17 protein-coding genes and 1 pseudogene are annotated in these 20,651 nt (G+C 62.7%); 16 read left to right on the top strand and 2 right to left on the bottom strand.

The genetic code is table 11. From position 1 onward, the window contains the following. Positions 1–217: 217 nt before the first annotated feature. The 10 genes and pseudogenes from AB4Y34_RS35555 (at position 218) to AB4Y34_RS35510 (ending at position 9,554) form a co-directional block, all read left to right on the top strand. A complete protein-coding gene (locus AB4Y34_RS35555) occupies positions 218–532 on the top strand; it encodes a DUF4148 domain-containing protein (protein ID WP_176384780.1) in 315 nt (104 codons plus the stop codon). Positions 533–883: 351 nt separating this feature from the next. Then, positions 884–2,536 carry an NAD-dependent malic enzyme gene (locus AB4Y34_RS35550; RefSeq protein ID WP_176384778.1) on the top strand — a complete coding sequence of 551 codons (1,653 nt, stop codon included), beginning with the start codon at positions 884–886 and terminating at the stop codon, positions 2,534–2,536. A gap of 73 nt (positions 2,537–2,609) precedes the next feature. Further along, the gene (locus AB4Y34_RS35545) at positions 2,610–3,935 is read left to right on the top strand and encodes an NAD(P)/FAD-dependent oxidoreductase (RefSeq protein ID WP_368718680.1); all 1,326 of its coding nucleotides are present in this window, start codon (positions 2,610–2,612) and stop codon (positions 3,933–3,935) included. 89 nt (positions 3,936–4,024) lie between these two features. Then, positions 4,025–4,495: an acyl-CoA thioesterase gene (locus AB4Y34_RS35540; RefSeq protein ID WP_368718679.1), complete on the top strand. Its 471-nt coding sequence runs from the start codon at positions 4,025–4,027 to the stop codon at positions 4,493–4,495. A gap of 699 nt (positions 4,496–5,194) precedes the next feature. Further along, a complete protein-coding gene (fumC, locus tag AB4Y34_RS35535; RefSeq protein ID WP_368718678.1) occupies positions 5,195–6,706 on the top strand; it encodes a class II fumarate hydratase in 1,512 nt (503 codons plus the stop codon). Positions 6,707–6,793: 87 nt separating this feature from the next. Continuing rightward, complete coding sequence (locus tag AB4Y34_RS35530; RefSeq protein ID WP_255209057.1) at positions 6,794–7,462, top strand: YoaK family protein; 669 nt, start codon at positions 6,794–6,796, stop codon at positions 7,460–7,462. Between the two features lie 70 nt (positions 7,463–7,532). Continuing rightward, positions 7,533–7,694 (top strand): annotated as a pseudogene (tatA, locus tag AB4Y34_RS35525) (Sec-independent protein translocase subunit TatA); the annotation flags it as partial. A 90-nt stretch (positions 7,695–7,784) separates the two neighbouring features. Next, the gene (tatB, locus tag AB4Y34_RS35520) at positions 7,785–8,297 is read left to right on the top strand and encodes a Sec-independent protein translocase protein TatB (RefSeq protein WP_368718677.1); all 513 of its coding nucleotides are present in this window, start codon (positions 7,785–7,787) and stop codon (positions 8,295–8,297) included. A 28-nt stretch (positions 8,298–8,325) separates the two neighbouring features. Further along, positions 8,326–9,105, top strand: coding sequence for a twin-arginine translocase subunit TatC (gene tatC / locus AB4Y34_RS35515; RefSeq protein ID WP_368718676.1), 780 nt, complete (start codon positions 8,326–8,328; stop codon positions 9,103–9,105). A gap of 59 nt (positions 9,106–9,164) precedes the next feature. Further along, positions 9,165–9,554 (top strand): response regulator, encoded by a 390-nt coding sequence (locus AB4Y34_RS35510; protein WP_176384763.1) that lies wholly within the window; start codon positions 9,165–9,167, stop codon positions 9,552–9,554. 40 nt (positions 9,555–9,594) lie between these two features. Here the strand turns inward: AB4Y34_RS35510 and AB4Y34_RS35505 are convergent, their stop codons facing one another. Both AB4Y34_RS35505 and AB4Y34_RS35500 read right to left on the bottom strand, forming a co-directional pair. Then, positions 9,595–12,045 (bottom strand): ATP-binding protein, encoded by a 2,451-nt coding sequence (locus tag AB4Y34_RS35505; protein ID WP_368718675.1) that lies wholly within the window; start codon positions 12,043–12,045, stop codon positions 9,595–9,597. A 194-nt stretch (positions 12,046–12,239) separates the two neighbouring features. Then, positions 12,240–12,992 (bottom strand): response regulator, encoded by a 753-nt coding sequence (locus AB4Y34_RS35500; RefSeq protein WP_368718674.1) that lies wholly within the window; start codon positions 12,990–12,992, stop codon positions 12,240–12,242. Positions 12,993–13,235: 243 nt separating this feature from the next. Here AB4Y34_RS35500 and AB4Y34_RS35495 point away from each other — a divergent pair, with 243 nt between their 5' ends. Genes AB4Y34_RS35495 through AB4Y34_RS35470 form a run of 6 tightly spaced genes read left to right on the top strand, consistent with a single transcriptional unit; the run spans position 13,236 to position 20,496 of the window. After that, a complete protein-coding gene (locus AB4Y34_RS35495) occupies positions 13,236–14,642 on the top strand; it encodes a cytochrome ubiquinol oxidase subunit I (protein ID WP_368718673.1) in 1,407 nt (468 codons plus the stop codon). Between the two features lie 13 nt (positions 14,643–14,655). Next, positions 14,656–15,645, top strand: coding sequence for a cytochrome d ubiquinol oxidase subunit II (cydB, locus tag AB4Y34_RS35490; RefSeq protein ID WP_368718672.1), 990 nt, complete (start codon positions 14,656–14,658; stop codon positions 15,643–15,645). A 30-nt stretch (positions 15,646–15,675) separates the two neighbouring features. Continuing rightward, on the top strand, positions 15,676–16,419 hold the full coding sequence (locus AB4Y34_RS35485) for a (Fe-S)-binding protein (RefSeq protein WP_368718671.1): 744 nt from the start codon (positions 15,676–15,678) through the stop codon (positions 16,417–16,419). Next, the gene (locus AB4Y34_RS35480; RefSeq protein ID WP_368718670.1) at positions 16,416–17,789 is read left to right on the top strand and encodes a lactate utilization protein B; all 1,374 of its coding nucleotides are present in this window, start codon (positions 16,416–16,418) and stop codon (positions 17,787–17,789) included. Before AB4Y34_RS35485 ends, AB4Y34_RS35480 begins: the two co-directional genes overlap by 4 nt. Beyond that, a complete protein-coding gene (locus AB4Y34_RS35475; RefSeq protein WP_368718669.1) occupies positions 17,786–18,385 on the top strand; it encodes a lactate utilization protein C in 600 nt (199 codons plus the stop codon). The genes AB4Y34_RS35480 and AB4Y34_RS35475 overlap by 4 nt, the downstream gene beginning before the upstream one ends. Before the next feature lie 14 nt (positions 18,386–18,399). Then, entirely contained in the window at positions 18,400–20,496 is a 2,097-nt protein-coding gene (locus AB4Y34_RS35470; RefSeq protein WP_368718668.1) for an FUSC family protein, read from the top strand. The last annotated feature ends 155 nt before the right edge of the window (positions 20,497–20,651 follow it).

Below are 20,651 nucleotides of genomic sequence, written 5' to 3'. Positions count from 1 at the left end.
TGTTTGCTGCTACTCGGACCAGGTCGATAAGTGCGGACCACTCTCGGGAGCGGCCAGCGGCACCCTCGTCGCCGTACCAGGGTTTCCTCAGCTTCTTGGAAAAGTCCCTTCAGACACGCGGCTTAATCTTAGGGACCGGTTTGACTAGACTGTGTTCACTGATTTACGAACAGGGCTGTTCGTAACGGAAACCAACCACAGTCTGGAGTTAAGTACCATGAAGTCCCTTATTCAAGCTGCTGTCGTCGCTGCTGCCCTTGCTGTTCCGGTGGCTGTGTTCGCTCAATCCAACCAGCCAGTCACCCGCGTGCAGGTGCGCGCCGAACTGGTCAAACTTGAAAAGGCCGGCTATGACCCGGCTCGCGGCACAGACCCGTTCTACCCCGCCGACATCCAGGGAGCTGAAGCCAAGGTGGCCGCGCAGCAAGCCAAAGCGGACGGCGGTTACGGTAGTGCTGCGAGTGGTTCTTCCGATGCAGGACGCCCCGCAGTGTTGAGCGCCAACGTGGACACGGTTTACAGCCATCAGTGATCCATCGATATCGGATGTACGGCACATGCCGAAAGCCGTGCACGGTTTCAGTTGTAACAATTGCGAAGGTGCCTCCTGATTTTCTCACGCGCCTCTGGCAAAGCACGGCTCTGCCCGATTAATTGGCAATCCGTTTCAAGTCGAAAACCGCTTACCAGCAGGCGTTTTTTTGATCGATGACATCAGGCAGATTTCATTTGTAAATTGGAAGATCTGGACAACCTGCCCAGGGAGAACAAGAATTAGCCCCGAACGCAGGCAAGAACCAACCGGACATTGCCTGGAGCGCAACCACCGCGCGCTTGCGAACGGCTGCCGCCGATGTCATCTGGAAAAATTGTGGAGCATGTTATGAGCACGAGTAACGCACTGACCGCACGTCAAATCCTTCAGGATCCCCGCCGCAACCGCGGTACATCGTTCAGCGAAGAGGATCGCCGCCGCTATGGGCTCGAGGGGCTGCTGCCTCCCGCGGTGCTGCCGCTCGATCGGCAAATTGCCCGAGTCAAGGCCGAAGTCGCAGCATTGGACAACGACCTACAGAAATACCTGTTGCTGTCCGATCTGCAAGCGCGCAATGACACGTTGTTCTATGCGACGGTAATGTCCGATCCCGCCCAGTTCATGCCGATCGTCTACACCCCGACCGTTGGCGAGGCGTGCCAGAAGTTCGACCATATCTTTCGTGCGACGCGAGGCGTGTACCTTCCCATCACGGCTCGCGGCCGTGTCGACGAACTGCTCGCCAACTGGCCGGTCGAAGACGTTCGCTTCATCGTAGTGACGGACGGCGAGCGCATCCTGGGACTGGGCGACCTGGGCGTCGGCGGCATGGGCATTCCGATCGGCAAGCTCGCGCTCTATACCGCGTGCGCGGGTGTGCCACCGGAAGTCTGCCTGCCGGTCATGCTCGATGTAGGGACGAATAACCAGGCACTGCTGGACGACCCGCTATATCTCGGCCTGCGCCGTCGGCGCGTTCGCGGCGAACAATACGACGCATTTCTGGCGGAATTCGTCGAAGCGGTTCAGTTGCGCTTTCCAAAGTGCTGTATTCAGTGGGAAGATTTTGCGAACTTCAACGCGGTCTCGCTGCTCGCCCGTTACCGGGATCGAATCTGCACGTACAACGACGACATTCAAGGCACAGCCGCGATCGCCCTCGCCGGCATCTACGGCGCCCTGCGCATCACCGGTCAGAAGCTCTCGGAGCAGCGCTTCCTGTTCCTCGGCGCAGGCGCCGCGGCAACCGGTATCGCGGGCCTGATCGCGCAGGCGATGATGCAGGAAGGTCTGTCGCGCGAGGAAGCGCTGCAACGCACTGCGCTGTTCGACGTGAACGGCCTGCTGGTGAGTTCGCGCGACGATCTGGCTGACTTCCAGCGCCCCTTCGCGCTCGACCACGCTCCGGTCGACCGCTTCGTCGACGCGATCCAGGCATTGCGCCCGACGGGCATCATCGGCGTGAGCACCGTGCCCCACCTGTTCGACAAGGATGTGATCGAGGCCATGAGCGCGCTCAACGAGCGGCCCATCATCTTCCCCTACTCGAACCCGACCTCGCGTTCCGAATGCACGGCCGAAGAGGCTTATCGCTGGTCCGATGGTCGTGCGATCTTCGCGAGCGGGAGCCCGTTCGCGCCGGTGACGTTCAACGGCCGCACCTTCGTCCCGGGGCAAGGCAACAATGTCTATATCTTCCCCGCATTGGGCATGGCGATCTACGCGACCGAGGCCACGCGCGTGACCGATGAAATGTTCATCATTGCTGCGCAGGCAGTGGCCGAACAGGTATCCGCCGCCGACCTCGAGAAGGGATTGATCTATCCGCCGCAGCAATCGATTCTCGAAGCTTCGCTGCGCGTCGCCACGCGCGTGGCGAGCTTCATCCATGACCGAGGCTTTGCCCGTGCGCCGCGCCCGGCCGACATGGCGGCTCACATCCGCGCCTGCGCATATCGTCCGGATTATCCAGGCGTCGTGGACTTCAGCGCCGCCGCATGACCGCGTCTCAAACTGCGCCGCCCGGCGCAGTTCGGCGCACCGACATCGAACCCACTGAAACGAAGGTGCCTGAATGCATCGCATAGTTATCGTAGGCGGTGGCGCCGGCGGCCTTGAGCTGGCGACCCGGCTGAGTAACCGCTTCGGCCTGCGCAAGCATCAACGCGAGCGCAATGTTTGCGTCACGCTGGTCGACCGCCACCCCGCCCATATCTGGAAGCCCCTGCTGCACAAGGTGGCAGCTGGCAGCATGAGCCCGGCCGCCCACGAGCTCTCCTATGCCGCCCAAGGTCGCTGGCATGGGTTCGATTTCCAGCAGGGCGAACTGGTCGGACTCTCGCGTTCGTCAAAGCAGGTGATGCTCGGGGCCGTGCGCGACGATCAAGGTGTCGAGTTGCTGCCGCAGCGCGCGCTCGACTACGACACGCTGGTGATCGCGATTGGCAGCACGACTCAGTATTTCGGCGTGGACGGCGCGGCCCGTCATGCGATCGCGCTCGAATCGGTCGACCAGGCCGAGCGCTTTCATAGGCGCTTCATCGAAGCGTGCAGTCGGGCCGGCGCCGCGCGCGGCAGTGAGAACGGCGCCCTCGCGCCGCGCATGCAGGTGGTCATCGTCGGTGCAGGGGCAACGGGTGTCGAACTGTCGGCGGAGCTGCGCGACGCCGCCTGCGAGTTGTCGCAATATGGACTTCACGATCTCGACCCGACGCACGATGTGGGAATCGTCGTCATCGAGGCGGGGCCGCGCATCCTGCCGGCCCTTCCAGAGCGCGTGGCACGCGCAACGGCCGAACGTCTCGGCCAATTGGGCGTGACGTTGATGGTTGGAGAGTCCGTCGCGCGCGTGCTCCCCGGCAGTGTCCTCACGGGCAGCGGCAAGCGCATACGCGCGGATTTGACGGTCTGGTCCGCTGGCGTGACCGCGCCGCCCGTGCTTTCCCTGCTCGACGGCTTGAACATCAATCGGCGTGGCCAACTGGTTGTGCGCGATACGCTCCAGTCCGAAACCGACGAAGACGTCTTCGCGCTCGGCGACTGCGCAGCATGCGAATGGCCGGGAAAAAGCGGTGGCGTGCCGCCGCGCGCGCAAGCGGCGCATCAGCAGGCCGCTTTTCTAGTCGAAGCGCTCACATCCCGCGTTGAGGGCAAGACGCTGCGACAGTTCCGGTATCGCGACTTCGGGTCTCTGGTTTCGTTGAGCCGATTCGGCGCGGTCGGAAACCTCGTCGCGGGCAGCGGTGAAGGCCTGTACGTCGCCGGGCTGGTTGCGCGCGGCTTGCACACATCGCTCGAGCGCATGCATGTGGCGGCGTTGTACGGCATCCGGCGAATGGTGCTCGACACCATGGCGAACTGGCTGCGCCGATCGACGAACCCTCGCATCAAGCTGCATTGAGGATGACACGCGACCGGCATTCTTATATTCCCTAGCGCTAACCCCAGGTTCGGCACGGTGCCGGACCCACTTTCAGTTCCACAGAAGCTATGAATTTCCACACCAGAAAATGGATCAAGCCGGAAGACCTGAACCCGAACGGCACGCTGTTCGGCGGCAGTCTGCTGCGCTGGATCGACGAAGAAGCCGCCATTTACGCGATTTGCCAGTTGGAAAACCAGCGCGTGGTGACCAAGTTCATGTCGGAGATCAATTTTGTCAGCTCCGCGCGCCAAGGCGACATCATCGAACTGGGCATGACCGCGGCCCACTTTGGCCGTACGTCAATCACGCTGCGCTGTGAAGTGCGCAACAAGATAACGCGCAAGAGCATTCTGACGGTCGAGAAGATGGTTTTCGTGAACCTCGGCGAGAACGGCGAGCCGGCACCGCACGGACGCACACGCATTCGCGATGCGGACGAGGCATTCGCGCGCTATCGCATGAGCAGTGCGCCGGCCGCGCAGGGTGCGGTCGTCGAGGAAGCCGCTGTGCGGGTCGAAGTTGACACGATGCACTGACTGGCCTGCTCGAATTCGACGGTCGTAGCTATCGGGTCGAGGAGGCTGACGAAGCCCTTTCGCGCAAAAACGAAAGAGAGCTAAATAAAGCTCTCATCCTGCTTCACGAAGGTGGGAATTTACGCGCCCATAAGTTGTGGAGTTTGAACTGCCCGTCCTGGCTTTATCTCACCGGGTGCCACACACGCACCCGCAGCACTGCATGCTACAGCCCCCGGTTCCCCACAAACGTCCGCCCGACGCCCGTATCGATAAGACCCTACAGCGTGACGCCGCTCTGCGTGCGAGCCGCAAACGGCAAATACGTCGCTGAAAAAGATCGTCAACTTTCGCTTTTTCATCCGACAGGTTTCTTCGGTAGGCAAATCGCAGCACAGTCAAACGGAAAGCCGCTCCACTCCGGAGTCTCGACGAGAAAACCGGCTAGAAGATCTTCGTTAGTGCCAGCTACCTTCCTGTTTCCCTGATTGCGCCGCTTGTTACGGCTGCAACTACCATCATTCCCCGTGTTTCAGTTGCAATGGCAACGCTCAAATCCGAAACGCTCCGATAACCGCTCGCGGGTCAAATGCTTGTCATCGGGACGCGCAGTCGAATATCGGAAACGGCGCCCCGACTCGGGTGCCGCTGCAGTCCAGCGGCGTTGAATCTCTCGACAGGCCGGACACGGCGTCGCAATTGGATAGTAAAGGAACGCAGATGAATCGCAGGGAAATGATGCAATCCACCCTTCTTGCCTCGGTGGCGCTTGCCAGCACAGGAGCGTTTGCACAAACGGGTGGTGCGGGTGCATCGGCATCCGCGTCGGTGGCGGGTTTCCGCCAGGAAACTGACAGTATGGGCATCGTCAATGTGCCTGCCGACAAACTGTGGGGTGCGCAAACGCAGCGCTCCCTTGAGCACTTCAGCATTGGCCCCGATCTGATGCCGAGGGAGATGGTTACCACTTACGCGATCCTGAAGAAGGCAGCGGCCAACGTCAATTACTCGGAGAAGCGGCTCACTGACCAGCAGCACGACCTGATCGTCAAGGTGTGCGACGAAATCATCGACGGTCAGCATGCCGACATGTTCCCGCTGCACGTATGGATGACCGGCAGCGGCACGCAGTTCAACATGAACGTGAACGAGGTGATCTCCAACCGCTGTTGCCAGATCGCGGGCACGCCGCTCGGCAGTCATACGCCGGTTCATCCGAACGATCACGTGAACATGTCGCAGTCGTCCAATGACTCTTTTCCGACCGCGATGTACGTGGCCGCGGCGATCAACGTAAAGCGCCGCCTGATGCCCGCCATAGCGAACCTGCGGGATTCCATCGGCGCGAAGGCGAAGGAATGGATGGACATCGTCAAGATCGGTCGCACGCACATGCAGGACGCAACGCCGATCACGCTCGGTCAGGAGTGGTCCGGCTACGAGGGCATGCTGACCGACAACCTCGAACGGCTCGACGATGCGCTGAAGGGAACCTATCGCCTTGCCTTGGGGGGGACTGCCGTAGGCACCGGCCTGAACACGACGCCGCAATTCGCGCCCGCTGTCGCGGCGGAGATCGCGCGCCTCACGAACCTGCCGTTCGTGACCGCTCCGAACAAGTTCACCGTTCAGGGCGCTCACGATGCGCTGATTCACCTGTCGGGCACAATGCGCACGCTGGCGGTTTCGCTCTACAAGATCGCTAACGACATCCGGTTGATGTCGTGCGGGCCCCGTGCCGGCTTTGCAGAACTGATCATTCCGGAAAACGAGCCCGGCTCGTCGATCATGCCCGGCAAGGTCAACCCCACGCAGGCCGAGGCGCTCGCGATGGTCGCCGCGCATGTGATGGGCAGCGACGTTTCCACGGGAATCGGCGGCGCAAGCGGATACCTGGAAATGAACGTGTACAAACCGCTGATCATTTTCGACATCACGCACTCGATCACGATCATGACGGACTCCAGCACGAACTTCCGCAAGTTCCTCGTGGAAGGCACAAAGCCGAATCTGAAGAAGATCAAGGAGTACGTGGACCGCTCGTTGATGCTCGTGACTGCGCTGTCGCCGGTCATTGGTTACGACAAGGCTTCGAAGATCGCGCATTACGCGTACGACAATGACCTCACGCTGAAGGAAGCGGCACTCAAGCTCAATTACGTGAGCGAAGCGGACTTCGACCGGATCGTCGATCCGCGCAAAATGGTGACGCCTTACGTTGCGCACAAATAGAGCGCGACGTATCAGCGATGTCATTCACAAGCGGGAGCCCCGACTCGGACTGGATGGTGCTCGGGCTTCCGCCGTCAGGGAATGAAGATGGAATCAGTGAAAGCTCATCCGGCAGTCGCGATACTGCTCACGTTATGCGGCGGATTTCTCGATGCGTTCACATTTGTCGGTCACGGCCGCATATTTGCAAATTCGATGACGGGAAACATCGTGGTGACGGCGGTCAGTCTCGCCGCCGGAAACCGCGGCGCAGCACTTGCTCATCTAGTGCCTCTGGGCGGATTTGCTGTTGGGGTGTTCGGCGCGCACCTGTTGCGTCTGGCTGCTTCACGAGACGAGGCGCTTTCCGCCATCGTTGCGCTGCTGCTCGAAGCTGTGTTCCTCTTCGCCGCCGCAATAGTCGGCATGCCGCAGCTATTGCTGATACCGGGAATCTCATTCGTTGCCGCTTTGCAGACGACCATTTTCACGCATTCCGGCACACAGCCTTACTCGTCGGTCATGACGACAGGGAACTTGCTGAGGACCTTGCAAGGTTTCTTTCGATCGACGATACCGCGGCGCGATTTCGCAGGAATACGCAGCGCAGCTGTGCTCGCAACAATATGTTTCTGCTTCGCCTGCGGTGCTACGGCGGGTGCCGTCGCGACGCAACGGTTTCACGATATCGCGTTGCTCGGCCCTTCGTCCCTCGCCTTCATCGCACTGATTTGTCTTGTCGCGCTGAAAACCCGCAATTGCAGGCAAGAAGCTTGACGTTACATATACGGGCTACCAGCCCAATTTCCGGTTCGTCACAACGACCGCATTTTTAAGGAGCATTGTCATGGGATCGCTGAGTATCTGGCATTGGTTGATTGTTTTGGTCATCGTTTCTCTGGTCTTCGGAACGGCGAAGTTGCGAAATATCGGCTCCGACCTTGGCTTTGCGGTGAAGGGCTTCAAGGATGGAGTCAAAGAAGCCGAGTCACTTTCGCGAAGCGCAGACGCGGAGCTCTCAGGTGAGCGCGGCGGACTCGGCCATTGATCTTCGGCGACGCTTCGTTGCCCGCCGTTTCACCATTTTGGAGAGCAGTCGATGTTAGACGTGGATTTTTCGAAATTGCTGTTGATCGCGGCGGTCGCAGTCGTCGTGCTTGGGCCCGAACGCCTGCCGCTTGCTGCGCGCGCGTTGGGTGTCCTCATTGGGCGTTCGAGGCGATACCTCGACGATCTCAGGTCGCAGGTCACCGAGGATCTCGAGCTCGGCCAACTGCGCGCAATGAAATCGCAGATCGAGTCGGGCGTACAGGAATTCGCCGCGCTCGCGGACCGAGGCGGGTCGCTCGCGCGCAACGCCGTGACTTTGCTGGACGCGGACACGTCAGAGACCCCGATGGCCGCTCCACCCGAGCACGATCAAGCGGTTAGGCCCGCGCGGCTATCACGTCATGCAACGGAATCATGGCGTGCGAATGCACCTACGACAGGCGCAGGCGATGGGCACCCTCCGCGCCGGAGCCGCCGACACATCGGTGCTGCGCAGCCGCGTCCGCTACGCCATGCGGCCGCCAGAAGAAGGAACCGCATCCTGATGGAAATCGCCCGGTGACAGCGGGAAACGCAAAAGGTGACACACGATGAGCAGTACACGAAAACTCCCGTACGGAGCCGATGAGCAAGCCGTCCAAACCGACCAGCCGTATCTGACCCACATCGTGGAGCTGCGCCGGCGTTTGATGAGAGCAGCCGCAGCGGTCCTCGGGGCTTTCGTGGGACTCGTCTACTGGGCGCCGGAGATCTTCCGCCTCGTGGTGCGGCCTCTGGCCGACAACCTGCCGCAAAACGGCAAGCTCATCGTCACGGACGTGACGGGCTCGTTCTTTGTGCCGATGAAAGTCACGATGATGGTGGCATTCGTCGTCGCGTTGCCGGTCGTGTTGCACGAGTTGTGGTCGTTTGCGGCGCCGGGCCTCTACAGGCATGAAAGGAAGCTCATCGGGCCGCTCGTGGTCTGCAGCTATGTACTGTTTCTCGCCGGGATGGCCTTTTCATATTTCCTTGTATCTCCCGCGATCCTTCACGTGATGGCGCACTATAACGCGCCGCTCGGCGCTCAGATGATGACGGACATCGACCATTACCTGCGCTTTACCGTTCGCCTGTTCATCGCGTTCGGCGTGGCTTTCGAGGTGCCGGTCGTCATCGTCGTGCTGGTCCGCAGTGCGCTCGTGGATATCGCCAAATTGAAGCAGATTCGTCCTTACATAATCGTCGGCGCGTTCGTCGTCGCCGCAATCGTGACACCGCCCGATGTCGTATCGCAGTTGCTCCTTGCCGGCCCGCTCGTGCTCCTTTACGAGCTCGGGATCGTGGCAGCAAGGATGTTTGGCAGCATCGGGAAATCGGCTGACCAGTGACGCGCAGGCAGGTCGATGGCGCACTCAGGCCAATTCGTGAAAACCGTAAAGGATCGATTGTGGAAGATCGAAAAAGGGTGTTGGTGATGGAGGACGACACGTCAATGCGGGCGCTGCTCTCCCTCACGTTCCGGGATGCGGGCTATGACGTGCTGGAGTCAGCGGGCGCGAACGTCCCGGATTTGCTGGTAGGCCCGATTGATCTTGCGGTGATCGATATCAATCAGCCGAAGGCGATGCATCCGGAGCGGATCGCTGTCGTTCGGACTGCCTTTCCGTCGGTGCCCGTCATCGCGATTTCGGGCTATTTCCCGACACAGGCTCATGCCATGTCGATGCTTGCCAGCCGGTTCGGCGTAGAACGGGCGCTGGCCAAGCCGTTCAAGCGCGAAGCGTTGTTACAAGCCGCTGCGGCGTTGATCGACCGGGGCGCGAAGGGCTCTGGGTGACGAGGCGTGGCGCCGTAGACGGCTATGGCGATGCGAGCGCCTAGCCGGGCAGTAGCTGCTTCAGCGTGCGCGCAAGTTCTGCCTTAGGCAACGGCTTGCGCAATTGCGCGTTGACGCCAGCCTCGCGCGCCTGGCTTTCCAGCGCGGGGCTGCTGAATCCGCTGACGAGAATGATGGGTATCTCGGCGCGTACAGAGCGGATCATCCGGGCGAGTTCGACGCCGGTTATCCCGGGCATCGTCTGGTCCGTGACGACCGCGTCGAAGCGCTGAGGATCGGCGCGGAACGCCTGCCACGCCGCGTCGCTGGAGACGAAGCCTGCCGGCTCGTAGCCCAGTTCCGCGAGGCGCTCCTCGCCGATCCGCACCAGCGCTTCTTCATCGTCGACGAGCAGGATGGTCTGCCCTTCACCGTGGGGGCAAGCCTCTTTGTCCCCGGGTGCTTGACTGGCATGCGAATCGATTGTTGGAAGCAGAAGCGTGAATTGGCTGCCTTCACCGACCACCGTCCGGACGTCGATGCCGCCGCCATATTCGCGAACGATCCCGTCGACGAGCGCCAGTCCCAACCCGGTTCCCTCACCGGCTTTGCGCGTCGTGAAGAACGGATTGAAAATGCGTTCGAGCAGATCGGGCGTCATGCCCACACCGCTATCCGACACGCCGAGCCGCACAAAATGCCCCGCTTCCACGGCGCCGTGCGACAGCGAGCATGCTGCGTCGAGCTCGAGCGTGTCGAGGACCACGCTGAGCGTTCCGCCGCCCGGCATGGCGTGGATCGCATTGACGCAAAGGTTGGTCACCAGCTGGTCGAGATGCGCCGGATCGCCTTCGATGTGGGCCTCCGGTGCGTTCAGTTCGACTTCCAGTCGGATGCCGGCGGGAAGGCGCACCTTCAGCATTTCGATCGAGTCGTGAACGACGGGCTGAACCTGTACGGGTTGCCGGGTCGTGAGTCCGCTGCGACTGAAGGTGAGAATCCGCTCGACCAGCGAGCGTGCGCGGTCAGCCGACTTGAGCATCTGCGCGACATAGTGGTGCTGCGGCGTCTGGTCCGCGAGTGCCTCGATCGCGAGCTCGCCATAGCCGACGATCGCGCCAAGAATGTTATTGAAGTCATGGGCGATGCCGCCGGCGAACGTGCCTAGCGCTTCCAGCTTCTGCGATTGCCTGAGCTGGCTTTCTAGCTGACGGCGCGCCTGCTCGTCCTCGCGGCGCTGCGTGACGTCTTCCACGGTCGCCACGATGATATCTTCCTGGCGTTCCGGGTCTTTATCCGTCGTCTCGTCCGACACAGTAATGCGCGCGAGCCGCACGTCTGTCCAGACAGTGTATCCGTCGCGGTGCTGGTAGCGTTTCTCAAAGCGAATGCTTGGCAAGCCATCTCGCAACAGCCGCTCGACATGCTTGCGGGTGAGCTCGACGTCTTCGGGGTGGGCGATGTCGGCCTCGGTCAGGTTTTGGAGTTCCATTGACGAGTAACCGACCATGCGTTGAAACGCGGGGTTCGCGGCGATGTATCGCCCGCGCGGCCGCAGCAGCATGATGCCCGCCGGGGCGTTGTCGAACACCGTTCTCCAGCGTCGCTGGCTCGACTGTAGCCGGCGCGTGAAGCGTCCCAGTTGATGCATCCTCCTCATCAGCGCAATGCCGAGCGCCGCGACGAGTAGCGAAAGCGCACTGGCGCCGATGAAGTCGTAAATGGTCGATATGCGCCATGTCTGAAGCGCGAGCGCTTCGTCACGGATGACGTCGACCGTCAACTGGAATCCAGGTACCTGTTTGCGGGCGGCGAGTACCGGCAGACCGCGCTCAGCGGCTTGCTTCCCGCTTACGGACGCCACCACCGGCGCACCGTCGTCGCGCCGGAGCGTGATGCGGGTGCGTTCGTCTGGATCGATCCGCCTGTAGAAGTCGCGAAAGTAGCCGTCTTCGATCAGGGCGACAACGGCGCCTGCGAATCGGCCATCTGCGTCCTCGAGACGGCTAGCCACCGCAAACGTAGGGCGCCCGTCGACCATGCTGACGAGCGGCTCGCTCACCACCATCGCGTCGCCAGATGCGCGCTGCACCGCCTTGAAGTAGGGCCGCTGTGAGACATTGGCGGCGGGGTTGCCCGGGAGGGTCGTTGCTATCCGCTGGCCCGTGGCATCGACGATATCGAGTTGCCTGATCTGCGGTACGCCGGCGATTTCCTCGCGAAGAAAGCGGTTCATTGCCTGCCCGTCCGCTGGGTACTTTGCGTCGTGCGACCAGCCGGAAGTGCGCCGGAGAATGAATTCGACGCCCTGCAGCGATCGGGCTGTTTGCTCTGCGAGCGCGCTCGCGAGGCTCGACAGTTCCCTGGCGTTGGACTGAAGCACCAGTTGGCGCGATCGAAAGCTCTCTGTGACCGCGCCGATCCACAAAAGGAGTACCAGCAGACACCCTGCTGCCAACAACCTGTACTGATGCGGCCATGCAAACCTGCGCCTGATTCTTTCCTTGCTCATCGAGGCTCTTGTGTTCAGTTCGCGACGATTGGACAAACGTGGCCACGCCGTATTGCCGCGAGCATTTTCGATGGGGACAATTACCGGCAATGACTCAGCCGTTTCCGTTTCGGGCTACATCGATTGCGACCGAAAAGTCCCGCTAATCGCGTACTGCATGTTAAGCGCAGGAGACGCGGCGAGAAAACTGCCGGTCAGCGCGTTTCCCACTCGACCGGCGCGGGCAGTTTTTCGACTTGCGCGGTGAAGACGTAGCCCGCGCCGCGTTCAGTTTTGATGTAACGCGGGTTAGACGGGTCTTCCTCGATTTTTCGGCGCAGCCGCAGGATTTGCACGTCGATGGCGCGGTCGTAGACCTCGTCGTACAGGCGGCTGGATTCGAGCAGTTGGTCACGCGTCAGGATCTGGCCGGGCGCCGCGAGAAACGCGGCAAGCAGCGAAAACTCGCCGTTGGTCAATCCCACCGTGCGACCCGCTGGGGAGACAAGGCGCCGCGTGTTGATGTTCAGTTCCCAACCCGCAAAACGGTAGCCTCGCGGTTTTGCCTGCCGCCCGGTGGCAACTTGCGTGTTCCTGGATCGGCGCAGAAGGGCACGAACACGCGCCAGCAGCTCGCGGCAACTGAACGGCTTCGTCATGTAGTCGTCCGCTCCCAGCTCGAGCGCCATCACGCGGTCTGCCTCTTCCAGGCGACCCGAAAGGATCAAGATCGGGAGCGATGATTTTTCACGGATGCGGCCGGCTATCTGGATACCGTCTTCGCCCGGCATGCGCAGATCGAGGATGATCAGATCGACCGCACCGTTTCCGAGCACGGCGGCCATTTCTGCTCCGCTAGCCACGGCGGACACGCGAAAGTCGTTTTGTCCGAGGTATTCGGTCGTTATGTCACGAATTGCGGGGTCATCGTCGACGACGAGGATGTGAGGCAAGGTGATGTCGGCCATGACTGGAAACCTCACGACAGTAAAGGCCTGGCAGCTAGCTCAAGCGATTTCGAATGTCCGATAGTCCGGCGACTCTCCTGTAAGGGAAAAGTCGGGGTATCGATTCGATCGTACGCACATATTAGCGGCTCGCGGCGGAATCGGCACAGAGTTACAGCTGTAACGCGCGAGCGCCGCCTCGAAACCGACCAGCAACATGCGAGACCCAAACTCCAGCCAACACCACTTCACTGGAGCGAGCACGTGGAAACCTCCGCACTGCTGCTATCGCGGATACAGTTCGCCGCGACGGTTTCGTTTCACATCATCTTTCCGTCGTTCACCATCGGCCTTGCCGCGTGGCTGTCCGTGCTGGAGGCCATGCAGCTCGCGACCGGCAACCCCGTCTACCGGCGCGTGTTCGACTTCTGGCTGAAGATCTTCGGCGTCGCGTTCGGCATGGGCGTGGTGTCCGGCATCGTCATGGCCTTCCAGTTCGGCACGAACTGGAGCGAGCTGTCGCGTGCAAGCGGTCCGATTCAGGGGCCATTGCTCAGCTATGAGTCTTTCACTGCGTTCGCGCTCGAAGCCACGTTTTTCGGCGTCATGCTGTTCGGACGTAGCCGCGTCAAGCCGTGGTTCTATCTGATGTCGTGCATGCTCGTGGCACTCGGGACCACGCTCTCGGCGTTCTGGATCCTCGTGAACAACTCGTGGATGCAGCATCCGGTCGGCTATGTCGTGCAGAACGGTGTCTATGTTCCCACCGACTGGGCCGCCATCGTCTTCAACAGCGTGGTCTGGGTTCGCTTTCCGCACATGCTGCTCGCGGCCTATCTGACCACGGCGTTCTGCGTCGCGGCCGTCGGCGCCTGGCACCTGCTCAAGGACACGAGCCGCGTGGAGGCCATCGTCATGTTCCGCATGGCGCTGGGCCTTGCCGCCGTGCTCGTGCCGCTGCAGATCCTGTTCGGCCACCTGACGGGCGACTACATCCATGATGACCAGCCCACCAAGTTCGCGGCCGTCGAAGGCCGCTGGGTCGACGAGCAGCCGGCTGCCGAAGTGATCTTCGCGGTGCCCGACGCCAAGGCCGAACGCAATCGCTACGAGTGGAAGATCCCGGTGCTCGGCAGCGTGATTGCCTCCGGCACGCTCGATTCGCGCGAAGTCGGCCTCAAGGATTTCCCCGTCGCCGACCGGCCGCCGATCCTCGTTCCTTTCTTCGCATTCCGGATCATGGTCGGCTGCGGCATGCTGATGCTCGCCCTCGCCTGGATCGGCACGTACGTTGCACGGCGCGGCAAGCTGGAGGAACGCAAGTGGCTGCTGTGGCCAGTCGCCCTGAGCTTCCCGCTGGGCTTCGTCGCCATCCTCACCGGCTGGTTCACCGCCGAAGTCGGCCGTCAACCCTGGACCATCTGGGGCGTGCTGCGCACCGCGGACGCCGTGACGCCCGGCCTCTCCGCTCACTTCGCCCTCGCGTCGCTGATCATGTACGTGCTCGTCTACGGCTTCATCTTCTGCTTCGGCGTCTACTACATCCTGAGCATCATCCGCAGCGGCGTTTTCAGCGGCAAGGCGCTCACCGTCTGGAACGGGCACGTCATTCCGCAGACGTACGAACCCCGTCTGCCCGCGACAACGCGCGCTTCATCGTCCAATCACTAATAGGGAGAACAAAATGCTTGACTGGTTCTGGCTCTTCGAGCTCGCCTTCGCCCTCGCCGCCTATATCGTGCTCGACGGCTTCGACCTCGGCGTTGGCATTCTGAGCGGCTTCGCCGCGCGCACCGCCCGGCGCGACCAGATGGTCGCCTCGATCTCGCCCGTCTGGGACGGCAACGGGACCTGGCTCGTGATCGCGGGCACCATCCTGTTCGGAGCGTTTCCGTCGATCTATTCGATCGCGCTCCCGGCGCTCTACGCTCCGCTCTCCGCCATGCTGGCTGGCTTGATCATGCGCGGTGTCGCAATTGAATTCCGCCACAAGGCGCACGGTTCGCGCTGGGTGTGGAACGTGTTGCTGTTCGCGGGTTCGCTGCTCGCCGCATTCGCACAGGGTGTTTCGCTCGGCGCGTACGCGCAGGGCGTCCCTGTTGAGAACATGCACTACACCGGCAACGGCTTCGAGTGGGCCTCAGCGTTCCCGTTGTGGTGCGGTCTCGGCGCGGTCCTTTCCTATGGTCTGCTCGGCGCCGGCTGGCTGGTGCTCAAGGGCGAGCACGACCTGCGCCAGTTTGGCTGCTCGGCTCTGAACCGCCTGACGCCGATGACGGTCCTTGTTCTCGCCGCGATGTTCGCCGTCACGCTTTTCGACCATCGCGTGATCGAGGCGCGCTGGCAGCTTCACCCGGCGCTCTTCGTTCTGCCGCTGCTGAGCCTCGCGACGCAGGTCGGCCTGCCGCTCGCCGCGCGCCGTGGTGAAGGACGCACACCTTTCGTCCTTGCGGCGCTCAGTTGCGCGCTGCTTCTCGTGACGCTCGCGGCATCCTACCTGCCGTACGTCGTTCCGTTCGATCTCACGATCGACCAGGCAGCCGCACCGGCCTCCAGTCAAACCTTCATGTTCTGGGGCGCGGGTCTCTTCGTCCTGCCGCTCATCGTCGCCTATACGTACGTGGCCTATGCGGTATTCCGCGGCCGCGTCTCCAGCGACCATGCCTATCACTGAATCGACCCTTCCATTTGAGGAAATGCTGCCATGAAGGTCGCCCTGTTCGTTCCGTGCTTCATCGATTCGTTTTTTCCCGATGTCGGCATTGCCACGCTCGAGCTGCTCGAGCGCCTCGGCTGCGACGTCGACTATCCGCTCGATCAGACCTGTTGCGGTCAGCCCATGGGCAATAGCGGTTGCGAGAATCAAGCCGCCGCCACCGAGAATCTCTTCGTGCGCAATTTCACAGGCTACGACTACATCGTCGCGCCGAGCGGCAGCTGCGTGCACCACGTCCGCGACAACCTGACGGCGGCCGATCAGACCAGCGACGCCCGGAAGGTGCGCCGCAACACCTATGAACTCGTCGAGTTCATCCACGACGTGCTCGAGGTGCGCGAATTTCCGTGGGCCGAGTTTCCCCACAAGGTCGGTCTGCACAACAGCTGCGGCACGCTGCGCAGCCTGAAGACGGCCAGCATGTCGGAAATCGCGGGGCCCGTCTTTTCCAAGCCGATGACGCTGCTGAGCGGCGTCAAGGGCATCGAGTTCATTAAGCCGGACCGGCCCGACGAATGCTGCGGTTTCGGCGGCACGTTCTGTGTCTCCGAGGAGCCCGTGTCGGCCCGCATGGGCGCGGACAAGGTGCGCGACCACAAGCGCAACGGCGCCGAGTACATCGTCTCGGCCGACTCCTCGTGCCTGATGCACCAGAAGGGTTGCGCGGACCGCCTCGGGCTCGGTCTGAAGTTCATCCATATCGCCCAGATCCTGAATGGAGCACGAGCATGAAACGCGTCGATCACGTGGGCTTTTCGAAGAAGTTCATCGCGGACGAAAAGCACATCGAATTCCACGACAAGCGTCTGTGGGGGCTGCGCAGCGCCCGCGACATCGAAGTCCACGGCATTCCCGAATGGGAGGAAATGCGCTCGCTCGCCTCGGCGATCAAGGAGCACACGCTCACGCATCTGCCTGACTATCTCGAGCAGTTCGAGCGCAACGCCACCGCCAATGGCGTGAAGGTGCATTGGGCGAAAGATGCCGAGGAGCACAATCGCATCGTGTACGAGATCCTGAGCGAGCGTAACGCACGGGTTCTCGTCAAGAGCAAGTCGATGCTGACCGAAGAGTGCGAGATGCGTCCGTATCTCGAGGAGCGCGGCATCACCGTCGTGGAGACCGACCTCGGCGAGCAGATCCAGCAGCTCGACGACGAGATGCCTTCGCACATCGTCGTGCCGGCGGTCCACAAGCTGGCCACCGACGTCGCCAGGACCTTTGCCGAGAAGTTCGGCACGGATCCGAATGAAAAGGACATTCCGAAGCTCGCCGAAGCGCAGCGCAACGCCACGCGCCCGCTGTTCCTGAACGCGGACGCCGGCATGACCGGCTGCAATTTCGCCGTGGCGGAAACGGGCGGCGTCACGGTCTGCACGAACGAGGGCAACGCCGACCTCAGCGCGAACGTGCCGCCGCTGCATATCGCCTCGATCGGTATCGAGAAGCTCATTCCGAAGCTGGAGCATCTCGGCCTGTTTATCCGCATGTTGTCGCGCAACGCGCTGGGCTCGCCCATCACCCAGTACACGTCGCATTTTCGCGGGCCGCGCGAGGGCGGCGAGATGCATTTCGTGCTCGTGGACAACGGCCGCTCCGAGCGGCTCGCGATGGACGACTTCTGGTACTCGCTCAAGTGCATCCGGTGCGGTGCATGCATGAACACCTGCCCGGTGTACCGGCGCAGCAGCGGCCTGAGCTACGGCGGCGTGTACTCCGGCCCCATCGGCGCGATCATCAACCCGACCTACGACCTGAAGAAGTACAGCTCGCTGCCATTCGCCTCCACGATGAACGGCAGTTGCACCAACGTCTGCCCGGTGAAGATCAACATTCACGAGCAGATCTACAAGTGGCGGCAGATCATCGCCGAAAAGCACGAGCTGCCGTTCGTCAAGCAGGAAGCCATGAAGGTCGCAGGCCAGGTGCTGTCGCACCCGAAGCTCTACCGCGCCGCGATCAAAACCGCCAACAAGGCCGTTTCCACGCTGCCGCGCGTGGTGCTTTACAACCCGCTCAACGAATGGGGCAAGCACCGCGAGGTGCCCGTAGCGCCGAGCGAAACCTTCCGTGACTGGTACCTGAAGAGGAACAAGAAATGAGCAGCCGTGACCTGATTCTCTCCCGTCTTCGCGAAGTGGCGCCCGCGCCGCGTCCGCTGCCGGAAGTGCCGATGTTCGACCAGCATCTTCCGCCCACGCTCGAGACGTTCAAGAAGTCGCTCGCGCGTCTTGGCGGCACCTGGTGCGACATGCCCGCCGATGGCCATCTCGAAGCCTGGATCCATTCGCGCTTCCCGCAGGCGCGCGTAGTCTGCTCCGCCGCGCCCGAGGTCGAGGGCACCCGCCGCATCGAGGATGTCGAGCGTCCGCACGATCTCGAGGATGTGGACGTGGGCATCGTGCGTCCCGCGTTCGCGGTCGCGGAAACCGGCTCGATCTGGCTGAGCGAGCACGAGTATCGCGTCAATGCGCTCGGCTATCTGTCGCAGCACCTCGTGGCGCTCGTCGATCCGTCCGATATCGTCGACAATCTTCACCACGCCTATCATCGGCGGGAGTTCTTCGAGGCCCGTTACGCATGCCTGATGAGCGGCCCATCCGCAACGGCGGATATCGAGGGTGTGCTCATTCGCGGGGCCCAGGGCATCCGGTCGCTGACCGTGATTCCCGTGCCGCGAGCCAACGCGACCCGATAGCCGGACCCACGACAATGCAACTCTTCGTGAGCGCACGCGCGCAACTGCTGCGTTTCTGGCACCACGGCCGCCACCAGTTGCCCACGACGGACGCGCTGCGGGGCGGCGTGATCTGCGTCGTGCCCGCCGTGCTAGCCGTAGTGCTGCACATGCCGCTGCTGTGCTGGTCCGCGATCGCCGCGTTCTGGACATGCCTCGCAGATGAGCCCGGCCGCCCGGGCGTCGAGCGCCGTTGCAAGGGGCTCCTGTTCGGTATGGCCGGCGCCCTTGCGTCGGCCTGCGCGATCGCTGCTCAAGCGCTGCCCGTGCTCCCGATTGCCGTGGTCGGTGTCGTTGTCTACGCGGGCGCCTGCGTTCGCGCACGAGGTCCGGCGTCGGGACTGCGCGGCCTGCTCACGGCAACGGCGTGTGCGGTATCCGCATGCTTTCCGGCGCACGGCATCGACGCCGCGACGCGCTATGCCGCCTTCTATCTTGCGGGAAGCGTATGGGCGACGGTCGCGGGAGGCACGCTCTGGCAAACCAGCGCCGGCGAACGCGCGCAGCAGGCAACGCTTGCGTATCTCCATGCAATGTCGTCGCTCGTCGATCGCCTCGGACAGGCGGCCCACGGCAACCGGGCACGGCTCGAGCAAGGGCGCGCGGAGCTGCGCCCGAAGCTCGGCGCGATGACAGCGGCCATCGCGAACTGCTGCGGCGAGGCGCCTTCGGCGTGCGGCCGGTGGATCGACGACGCGGAGCAGGCCATCGCCCTGCTCGCGGGCCTGGAAACGCTGCTCGACGGCGGCCACGATGCGGCCCGGCGTGAAGCAGCCAGCCTTCTCGCGCCCGCCTACGCCCAACTCGCCTTGCAGATCGACGCGAGCGCGGCACGCTTGCGCCGCGGTCCTCGCGCATTGCCGGGCGACGTCGAGCAACGGCTGGCTCGCGTGCAACAAACCTTGGGTGGCTGCGAGCGCGCCTGGCTGGCGACCCACGAGCCCGGCGAGGGATTGACGTGGCTGCGGGCGAATGTCGATCTCCTCGAGCGCCTCGCCGTACTGCTCGCTCGCGACTTGCGCATAGATGCTGCACCGGGAGTTGCAGCCGGCCCGCACGGAGCGCCGCACGAGCGTCCGCGACCTGGCCGCTTGGCCGCGCGGATAGTGGAACTCGCCGCCGGCCATGCCTACGCCCGGTACGCTGCGCGCCTGTCCGTCGCAGCCATGCTCGCGGTCGCGCTCGCACGCCTCTCGGGCATGCATCAGGGTTACTGGCTGCCCCTCACCACGATGTTCATCCTGCAGCCCACGCTTGCGCAAACGGTGAAGGTGTCCGGTCTGCGCATCGGCGGGACGCTGCTTGGCGCGGTGCTGGCCACGGCGTTCTCGTTTATCTTTCACGACCCGCTGCTGCTCGCCCTCGTTGTGCTCCCGCTGGCCACCGGAACGTTGGCGGCGCGCGCAGTGAGCTACCTCTCGTACATCCTGTTCCTCACCTCACACTTCATCCTGGTGGCGCATCTCGGCACGCCCGCCGGCGCGCCTTGGGCGCTGGCTGTCGCGCGGGCGGAGCTCAGCGTGGCCGGTGTGCTCGTCGGCTTCGTCGTGAGCCTCTTCGCGTGGCCCGAGCGCGACCATCATCGTCTCGGCAGCAGCGCGGCGCGCGCGCTGGAGGGCACGGCCGCGTATTTCGACGCGGTTGCGCGCAGTCTCGCTCAGCCGGTGGCTCGCGGAGGCGAAACACTCAGAGCGCTGCGGCGACGCGCCTGCCTCGATATCGACACGCTGGAAGCCACGATCGGCGCCACGCGGTTCGAGTCGCTGGTCGTGAATCAACGGGCTGCGTGCGCGAGTGTGCTGATGCAGCGCCTGCGAACGCTGGTTGGCGCGCTTTGCCCACTCGAATACGTCGATGCGTTGCTCGATGACACGGAACGCGCACGACTGGCCGCACTCGCTCACAAGGCGCACGCGAGGCTCACGCGCGATACCTGCACCGACGAGCTTCTCCACCATCCGGGAGACGACTCGGCACCTCACGCATCGTCGTGCCACGCGCGCGAGATCGAACGCGAAGTTACCGAAAGCGCGTGTGTCGCACAGCTGCTGCGCGCCCGCCTTCTGCGCTGAGGTTAGTCTCGGCGGCACCCCCTAAGCGCTGCCGAGCCGCGTCCCGTCAAGCCCGATTTCAATTGCAATACCGCCGTGCGTGGCGCGAAACAACGCAGTAATCGCGCACCTGCAAACTTTCGCCCATCCCGCGGCGATTCGAACGCCCGCCGGCG

It is taken from the genome of Paraburkholderia sp. BR10954 (assembly GCF_040965775.1).
Taxonomy (GTDB): Bacteria; Pseudomonadota; Gammaproteobacteria; order Burkholderiales; family Burkholderiaceae; genus Paraburkholderia; species Paraburkholderia youngii.
The sequence above is the reverse complement of the archived record's forward strand: the minus strand, read 5'-3'. Positions and strand labels throughout refer to the sequence as shown.